Here is a 7,310-nt window from a genome sequence, read left to right on the forward strand (position 1 = left end):
ATGCCAATCCGCACCCTGACCCCCTTTGACCGCCTGGCCGTGGAGGCCCAACGCGCACTGGAAACCGTGCTCGGCAGCCCGCCTGCGGCTCGCGCAAACCCGGCCGACACCGAAGCGGACCTGGCGCTGGACGAGGTCGAGCGGCGCCACGCCGCGGGCCTGATGCGCATCAACCACGTCGGCGAGGTCTGCGCGCAGGCCCTCTATTGCGGCCAGGCCGCCGTCGCCCGCGACGCGGCCACCCGCGAGCACCTGCTGGAAGCGGCGCAGGAAGAAACCGACCATCTGGCTTGGTGCGCCGATCGGCTGCGCGAGCTGGACAGCCGCCCCAGCCTGCTCAACCCCGTGTGGTACGCCGGCAGCTTTGCCATTGGCGCACTGGCGGGACTGCGGGGCGACGGCTGGAACCTGGGCTTCGTGGTCGAGACGGAGCGCCAAGTGGAAGCGCATATCGACGAGCACCTGACATCGCTGCCCGCGGGCGATGGCCGCAGCCGGGCGATCCTGCAGGTGATGAAGGCCGACGAGGCGCGGCATGCGGACGAGGCGGAAGCGGCCGGGGCCCGGGTACTGCCGGCGCCGGTGCCGTCGCTGATGGCGGCGGCCTCCAGGGTCATGAAGGCGATCGCCTACCGGATCTAGGCGCAGCATGCGCCGTTCGGCCCGCCTGAAAAGCAGAAGCGCCGGCAGGGCCGGCGCTTCGCGTGTCGCGTTGGAGCGGCGTCGCCCGGCGGTCAGTCGACCAGGTTGCGGCCGTGGTAGAGCTCTTCGATCTCGCGCTTGAGGCGCGCTTCGATCTTCATCCGCTCCTTGAACGACAGGTTCTTGGCCTTTTCCTCGAACAGGTAGGTGTCGAGGTCGAACTCCTTCAGGTGCATCTTCGTGTGGAAGATGTTTTCCTGGTAGACGTTGACGTCGAGCATCTCGTAGCGCGAGCGCACGTTCTTGGCCAGGTAGTCCTGGATCGAGTTGATCTTGTGGTCGATGTAGTGCTTGCGGCCCTTAATGTCGCGGGTGAAGCCACGGACGCGGTAGTCCATGATCACGATGTCCGACTCGAGGCTCTCGATCAGGTAGTTCAACGCCTTCAGCGGCGAGATCACGCCGCAGGTGGCCACGTCGATGTCGGCGCGGAAGGTCGCGATGCCACTGTCCGGATGGGTTTCCGGATAGGTGTGCACGGTGATATGCGACTTGTCCATGTGCGCGACCACGGCGTCGGAAATGATCTCCTTGCCGGCCGCCTTCTTGTCGATCACCGGCTCTTCCGAGATCAGGATCGTGACCGAGGCGCCCTGCGGGTCGTAGTCCTGGCGCGCAATGTTGAGGATGTTGGCACCGATGATCTCGGCCACATCCGTCAGGATCTGGGTCAGGCGGTCGGCGTTGTAAGCCTCGTCGATGTACTCGATGTAGCGCTGACGCTCGTCCTCGGAGGCGGCGTAGCACACGTCATAGATATTGAACGACAGGGCCTTGGTGAGGTTGTTGAAACCCTGCAGCCGCAAGCGCGGCAACGGCTTGACCACGGTCTTTGTCCCGGTGAGGCGAGGAAGGGGGGCAATTATGGAGCAAACGGTCCCCCGGGGGGAAATGCGGTCACGAACCGCCCTTCCGGGGCCCGGCCGGGCCGCTTTAGGCCGGGATGCCCCGCGGCGGCAGCTTCTGACCAATTGCGACATTGCGCCCCAACACCTAAGCTCCACCACTGGCTGAACACTTCCTCAATGCCACTCAACGCCGACGCCCAGATCCGTGACCTCTCCACGCCGAAACATTCCGCTGACGCCTGACGCGGCGACCATCGAACACTTCCTGGCGCATTGCCATCGCCGGCGGTATCCCTCGCGCACCGACGTGTTCCGCCCGGGCGACCCGGCCACCACGCTGTACTACGTGGTCTCGGGCTCGGTCAGCATCATTGCCGAGGAGGAGGATGGCCGCGAACTGGTGCTGGGCTATTTCGGGCCGGGCGAGTTCGTGGGCGAACTGGGCTTGTTCATCGAAAGCACCCAGCGCGAGGTCATCCTGCGCACCCGCAGCGTCTGCGAGCTGGCCGAGATTGGCCATGAGCGCTTCTATGACCTGCTGCTGACGCGAATGTCGGGAGACGCGCCGAAGCTGCTGTACGCGATCGGCGCGCAGATCTCGCGCCGCCTGCTCGATACCAGCCGCAAGGCGGGCCGCCTGGCCTTCCTCGACGTGACCGACCGCATCATCCGGGCGTTGCAGGACTTGTCCAAGGAACCCGACGCCATGAGCCACCCCGACGGCACCCAGATCCGCGTGTCGCGGCAGGAGTTGTCGCGCCTGGTGGGGTGCTCGCGCGAGATGGCCGGCCGCGTGCTGAAGAAGCTGCAGGTCGACGGCAAGCTGCACGCGCGCGGCAAGACCGTGGTGCTGTACGGCACCCGCTGAGGGTGCCGCAGCGCGGACCTTGACCGACCCGGTGCGACACGACGACCACGCGTGACGCCCCAGCGGGGCGTCCTGACCGCCGCGCAGATCGCGGCGGCGCCCCGAGTCAGCCCACCGGATCGCCCGCGCGACCTGGGCAGCCCCAGTTGAGGATCGGCGTGCCCGCCGGCAGCACGCGGCGGAACATCGCCACGCGCGAGGGTTTGGGATTGACCACCACCGGCCGTTCGGCGGCCTGCAACAGCGGCAGGTCGGCACTGCTGTCGGTATAGGCAATGGCAACCGGGTCGGTAAAGCCGGCCTCGCGCAACATCACCATCTTCATGGCGTGGTGGCAATGGCGGCGCGGGCCCACACCCCCGAGGCGGGGCGTCACTTCGGTGCCCACCACGGGCACGTCCTCGTGGGCGACAAAGGCGAGGATGGCCCGGGCCAGCTCGGGTGGCGCGCCAGTGGCAACCACGACGCGGTCGCCCGCGGCACGGTGCCGATGGAAGACGTCGAGGGCGACCGGCAGCAGGCGCTCGCGGATTTCGTCCGCATGGTGGGCGACATAGCGGTCGATGGCCGCGTTGAAATCGTCGACACCGCCCATCCCGAGCGACCCGGCCCACACGAAGGCCGAGATGCCGCGGCGGCGCGTGGGCAGGAACGCGATCAAGGGGGCGAAGACCGGGGCCAGCAACAAGGCCAGCACGCGGCGCCACCAATGGCGTTTCACCAGCCAGGCGAACAGGTGGGTGCCGGAGTCGCCGTCGTACAGGGTGTGGTCGAAGTCGAACACCACCAGCGGGGCGTTGGCGCGCGCTGGAGGGTAGGCTGCGGCGCGTGGCGCGGCCGGCGTGGCGCCCTGCCCGCTCATGCGGCGAACATCGCCTTCAACGCCGCGCCCGGATCGGGCTGGCGCATGAACGACTCACCCACCAGGAACGTGTGGATGCCCGCGCCGCGCATCCGCGCCACGTCGTCGCGGGTGGCGATGCCGCTCTCGGTGACCATGATGCGGTCGGCCGGCATCGCCGCCTTCAGTTCCAGCGAGGTGTCGAGCGAGACCTCGAAGGTACGCAGGTTGCGGTTGTTGACCCCGACCAGCTGGCAATCGGTCTGCAGTGCGCGTTCCAGCTCGTCGATGTCGTGCACTTCCACCAGCACGTCCATGCCCAGCTCGTGCGCGAGGTTGGCCATCTCGATCATCGGGCCGTCCTCGAGCGCGGCGACGATCAGCAGGATGGCGTCGGCGCCGATCATGCGCGCCTCGTACACCTGGTACGGGTCGATGATGAAGTCCTTGCGGATCACCGGCAGGCGGCAGGCGGCGCGCGCCTCGCCGAGGTAGGCATTGCTGCCCTGGAAGAAATCCACGTCGGTCAGCACCGACAGACAGGCGGCGCCACCGGCCTCGTAGCTGCGCGCGATCACGGCGGGGTCGAAGTCCTTGCGGATCAGGCCCTTCGACGGGCTGGCCTTCTTGACCTCGGCAATCACCGCGGCATCGCCGGCGTCCAGTTTGCGCTGGATGGCGCGCACGAAGCCGCGCGTGGGCGCCTGCTGCGCGGCGCGCGCGCGCAGTTCCCCGAGCGGGCGGACGCGGCTGCGCTGCTCGATCTCTTCGGCCTTGCGGGCGAGGATGCGGTTGAGGATGTCACTCATGCGGTTGTTCCAAATCCGTAGGCGCGCTCGACCTTGGTCACGCGCAATTCGTAGTTGTGGTGCCCGCGTTCGCGGCCGATGGCGCGGACGGCGGTGCGCTGCGGGGCGAACACCACCCCGCAGCACGGCGGCTCGGGCAGGCACACGAAGCGGCTGGCGGTCATGTCAGGCGTTTCCGGCCAGTTCGCGGGTGACGCGCACGAAGCTGTCGAGCCGCGCGCGCGCCGCGCCGGAGGCAATGGCTTCTCGGGCGCGGGCGATGCCATCGGCGATGGACTCGGCGACGCCCGCGACATACAGCGCGGCCCCGGCGTTGAGCGCGACGATCTCGCGCGGCAGGCCCGGCACGTTGTCGAGCGCCTGCTGGACCATTGCGATGGACTCCTGCGCATTGGCCACGCGCAGGTTGCGGCTGGCGGCCATGGCAATGCCGAAGTCCTCGGGATGAATCTCGTACTCGCGGACCACGCCGTCGCGCAACTCGCCGACCAGGGTGGCGGCGCCGAGCGAGATCTCGTCCATGCCGTCACGGCCCCAGACCACCAGCGCGCGCTGCGCGCCGAGTTCCTGCAGCACGCGCACCTGGATGCCGACCAGATCGGGGTGGAACACGCCCATCAGGATGTTGGGGGCATCGGCCGGATTGGTCAGCGGGCCGAGGATGTTGAACATGGTACGCACGCCCATCTCGCGGCGGACCGGGGCCACCACCTTCATCGCCGGGTGGTGCAGTGGCGCGTACATGAAGCCGATGCCGCAGGTGTCCAGGCACTGCGCGACCTGTTCGGGCTGCAGCTCGATGGCCGCGCCCAGCGCCTCGAGCGCGTCGGCGCTGCCAGAACTGGACGACACGCTGCGACCGCCGTGCTTGGCTACCTGTCCACCCGCGGCGGCGATGACGAAGGTGCTGGCGGTGGAAATGTTGAAGGTGTTGCCGCCGTCGCCACCGGTGCCGACGATGTCGACCAGGTGGGTGCGATCGGCTACGTGCACCTTGCGCGAGAGTTCGCGCATCACAGTCGCCGCGCCGGCGATTTCGCCGATGGTCTCCTTCTTTACGCGCAGGCCGGTGAAGATGGCCGCGGTCATCACCGGCGACACCTCACCGCGCATGACCATGCGCATCAGGTCCACCATCTCGTCGTGGAAGATCTCGCGGTGTTCGATAGTGCGCTGCAGGGCTTCCTGCGGGGTGATCGGCATGGGGGCTCCGTGACGCGGACTCAGGTGCGCTCGAGGAAATTGCGCAGCAGCGCGTGGCCGTGCTCGGTGAGGATCGACTCGGGGTGGAACTGCACGCCTTCGACCGGGTGTTCGCGGTGGCGCAGACCCATGATCTCCTCGAAGGAGCCGTCCGGGTTTTCGGTCCAGGCGGTGACTTCGAGCAGCGCGGGCAGCGTGTCGCGGTCCACCACCAACGAGTGGTAGCGCGTGGCCTCGTAGGCATCCGGCAGGCCGGCGAACACGCCGCGTCCCTCGTGGCGGATGCGCGAGGTCTTGCCGTGCATGATGTTCTTCGCACGCACCACGTGGCCGCCGTAGGCCTGGCCGATGCTCTGGTGGCCCAGGCACACACCGAGCACCGGCGTGTCGGCGCCGAGTTCACGAATCACGTCCACCGAGACACCGGCCTCGTTGGGCGTGCAGGGGCCGGGGGAGATGACGATGCGTTCCGGCGCCAGCGCGCGGATCTGCGGCACGGTGAGTTCGTCGTTGCGCACCACCTTCACCTCGGCACCCAGCGATTGCAAATACTGCACGAGGTTCCAGGTGAACGAGTCGTAGTTGTCGATCATCAGCAGCATAAAAGGCCCATCTTTTTGATTTTACTAGGCCAATCTCGCTTAAATCACGATCTATACCCGCTTGGATACCCGCAATTAGCGCTGATACCTAGCCAAGGATCGGAAGCCGCACTAGCGGGTTGTATCTTCGCACGTCCCACCCAATCCTGAACGATCGTTGCACTCGCTACTACCCAGACAGAGGGGCGAGCAACCGCAGGTGGCTACCGTCTTCGTTGGGCGCGGTCAGCTCCGCGAACGCACCATTCGCCCGCTCGATCCGTCTGGACCCACGCGCATAACGTAGCCCCCCCGGACTCTAGATCGCCCCGCTACTGAAAGCAGGGGGACGTCGTAAACAAAACGGCATTGCCGAAACATGCAGGCCGGGCCAAGGAACCTTCACTATCAATGGTGGCCGACCTCCCACTGCACGCCTCTCAACGCGGCGACAGTATTCTCCAGCGACCGCGCCCCACAAATAACTCATTGATTCTTGGCATGGGCTTTCCGCCAAGCTATCGCAATGCTGCAGTGATTCCATCGGCCAAGTTGGCTGAAAAAATATTCAGCGCGCCTGCCTTTGAAATCTGACGAGTCTCGACCATAACCCCCACAATTCGAACTTCGTCCACATGCACGCTTTCAAAGGCGGTGCATGTGCCCACAGACTGCACCGATTTACTTGGCTGCGCCGGATACGCAAGAACTACTAAGTTGCAGCCTGTGGCTCTAGAGAAGGCTAGCGCTTCGTACATGTCAGCCTCCGAAATGCGAAGCTGCGCTTTCTCTATGTGACCCTTGTACTTGGCATCCAGTAATATTCTTGGCCTTGTGGCATCAGGCTCGATCACGCAGTCGGGAAAGACTGACAGCTTACTCACGGTGGCCGTACTCATCTTGGTTTTGGTACCCAGCGTGTAGCCCTTCTGTGGCACCACTGCCGAGCGCCCGAATCCGAGGCGAGCACCCACCGTCAACAAGTCTTCCCACACCCGCCAGGTCGAAACCAAGTAGCCAGGCGCGTGCGCTTGACCCTGCTTGTAGTTGAGGCCTAGCCCTCCAAGCACATCGATGGAAAGCTCGTGCAATGGCCTCCATGCCCTGTGCCTCGCAGGGACGGACTTACGACGGTTTGCAGGGCCACTTTGTGGTGAAAGGTCTTCGATCAGCCGCACCAAGGAACCTGCGGCTGATGGATCGCTCACCTCAGGCAAAAGCTCCTTGGCCGCGGCCACGATGTCTGCATTCCATCCATTGCGCCGATCAAAGCGGATGACCTCCTGCTCAAAACCATCGGGTGATGGGAATATGAGATCCACAGGATCAGGATCTCCATCGATGAAGAAGTCCGCCTCCCTTGACCTGCCCCCGGTTTTCAGGGCCACCCTGACTTAAGTAGAGTCCGTTCCCAAGAAGAGGACGGACATGAAGAAGCGCTTCACCGACGAGCAGATC

9 protein-coding genes are annotated in these 7,310 nt (G+C 65.7%); 2 read left to right on the plus strand and 7 right to left on the minus strand.

Annotation, left to right across the window (positions count from 1 at the left end; translation table 11 throughout):
* Positions 1 to 642 (plus strand): 2-polyprenyl-3-methyl-6-methoxy-1,4-benzoquinone monooxygenase, encoded by a 642-nt coding sequence (coq7, locus tag ACYVBS_RS12710; protein ID WP_460824049.1) that lies wholly within the window; start codon positions 1 to 3, stop codon positions 640 to 642.
* Positions 643 to 734: 92 nt separating this feature from the next.
* Here coq7 and speD read toward each other — a convergent pair whose 3' ends face one another.
* Positions 735 to 1,529, minus strand: a complete 795-nt coding sequence (speD, locus tag ACYVBS_RS12715; protein WP_460824050.1) for an adenosylmethionine decarboxylase — start codon at positions 1,527 to 1,529, stop codon at positions 735 to 737.
* A gap of 226 nt (positions 1,530 to 1,755) precedes the next feature.
* Between speD and crp the strand changes: the two genes are divergently transcribed.
* Positions 1,756 to 2,418 (plus strand): cAMP-activated global transcriptional regulator CRP, encoded by a 663-nt coding sequence (crp, locus tag ACYVBS_RS12720; RefSeq protein WP_460824051.1) that lies wholly within the window; start codon positions 1,756 to 1,758, stop codon positions 2,416 to 2,418.
* A 106-nt stretch (positions 2,419 to 2,524) separates the two neighbouring features.
* Here the strand turns inward: crp and ACYVBS_RS12725 are convergent, their stop codons facing one another.
* From ACYVBS_RS12725 to ACYVBS_RS12750, 6 genes are all read right to left on the minus strand, one after another.
* Positions 2,525 to 3,280 (minus strand): haloacid dehalogenase-like hydrolase, encoded by a 756-nt coding sequence (locus tag ACYVBS_RS12725; protein ID WP_460824052.1) that lies wholly within the window; start codon positions 3,278 to 3,280, stop codon positions 2,525 to 2,527.
* Positions 3,277 to 4,068 (minus strand): indole-3-glycerol phosphate synthase TrpC, encoded by a 792-nt coding sequence (trpC, locus tag ACYVBS_RS12730; RefSeq protein ID WP_460824053.1) that lies wholly within the window; start codon positions 4,066 to 4,068, stop codon positions 3,277 to 3,279. Before trpC ends, ACYVBS_RS12725 begins: the two co-directional genes overlap by 4 nt.
* On the minus strand, positions 4,065 to 4,232 hold the full coding sequence (locus tag ACYVBS_RS12735; RefSeq protein WP_460824054.1) for a hypothetical protein: 168 nt from the start codon (positions 4,230 to 4,232) through the stop codon (positions 4,065 to 4,067). Before ACYVBS_RS12735 ends, trpC begins: the two co-directional genes overlap by 4 nt.
* Before the next feature lies 1 nt (position 4,233).
* On the minus strand, positions 4,234 to 5,271 hold the full coding sequence (gene trpD / locus ACYVBS_RS12740) for an anthranilate phosphoribosyltransferase (protein ID WP_460824055.1): 1,038 nt from the start codon (positions 5,269 to 5,271) through the stop codon (positions 4,234 to 4,236).
* Between the two features lie 20 nt (positions 5,272 to 5,291).
* A complete protein-coding gene (locus tag ACYVBS_RS12745) occupies positions 5,292 to 5,873 on the minus strand; it encodes an anthranilate synthase component II (RefSeq protein ID WP_460824057.1) in 582 nt (193 codons plus the stop codon).
* Positions 5,874 to 6,370: 497 nt separating this feature from the next.
* Positions 6,371 to 7,240, minus strand: coding sequence for a 5-methylcytosine restriction system specificity protein McrC (locus tag ACYVBS_RS12750; RefSeq protein WP_460824058.1), 870 nt, complete (start codon positions 7,238 to 7,240; stop codon positions 6,371 to 6,373).
* Positions 7,241 to 7,310: the final 70 nt, after the last annotated feature.

This window comes from Lysobacter olei, assembly GCF_054777355.1.

Excerpts from the sequence above, each read along its gene's own strand:
- ACYVBS_RS12735 (WP_460824054.1), bottom strand. The coding sequence starts at position 4,232 with ATGACCGCCAGCCGCTTCGTGTGCCTGCCCGAGCCGCCGTGCTGCGGG.
- ACYVBS_RS12745 (WP_460824057.1), bottom strand. The coding sequence starts at position 5,873 with ATGCTGCTGATGATCGACAACTACGACTCGTTCACCTGGAACCTCGTG.
- trpC (WP_460824053.1), bottom strand. The coding sequence starts at position 4,068 with ATGAGTGACATCCTCAACCGCATCCTCGCCCGCAAGGCCGAAGAGATC.
- trpD (WP_460824055.1), bottom strand. The coding sequence starts at position 5,271 with ATGCCGATCACCCCGCAGGAAGCCCTGCAGCGCACTATCGAACACCGC.
- ACYVBS_RS12725 (WP_460824052.1), bottom strand. The coding sequence starts at position 3,280 with ATGAGCGGGCAGGGCGCCACGCCGGCCGCGCCACGCGCCGCAGCCTAC.
- coq7 (WP_460824049.1), top strand. The coding sequence starts at position 1 with ATGCCAATCCGCACCCTGACCCCCTTTGACCGCCTGGCCGTGGAGGCC.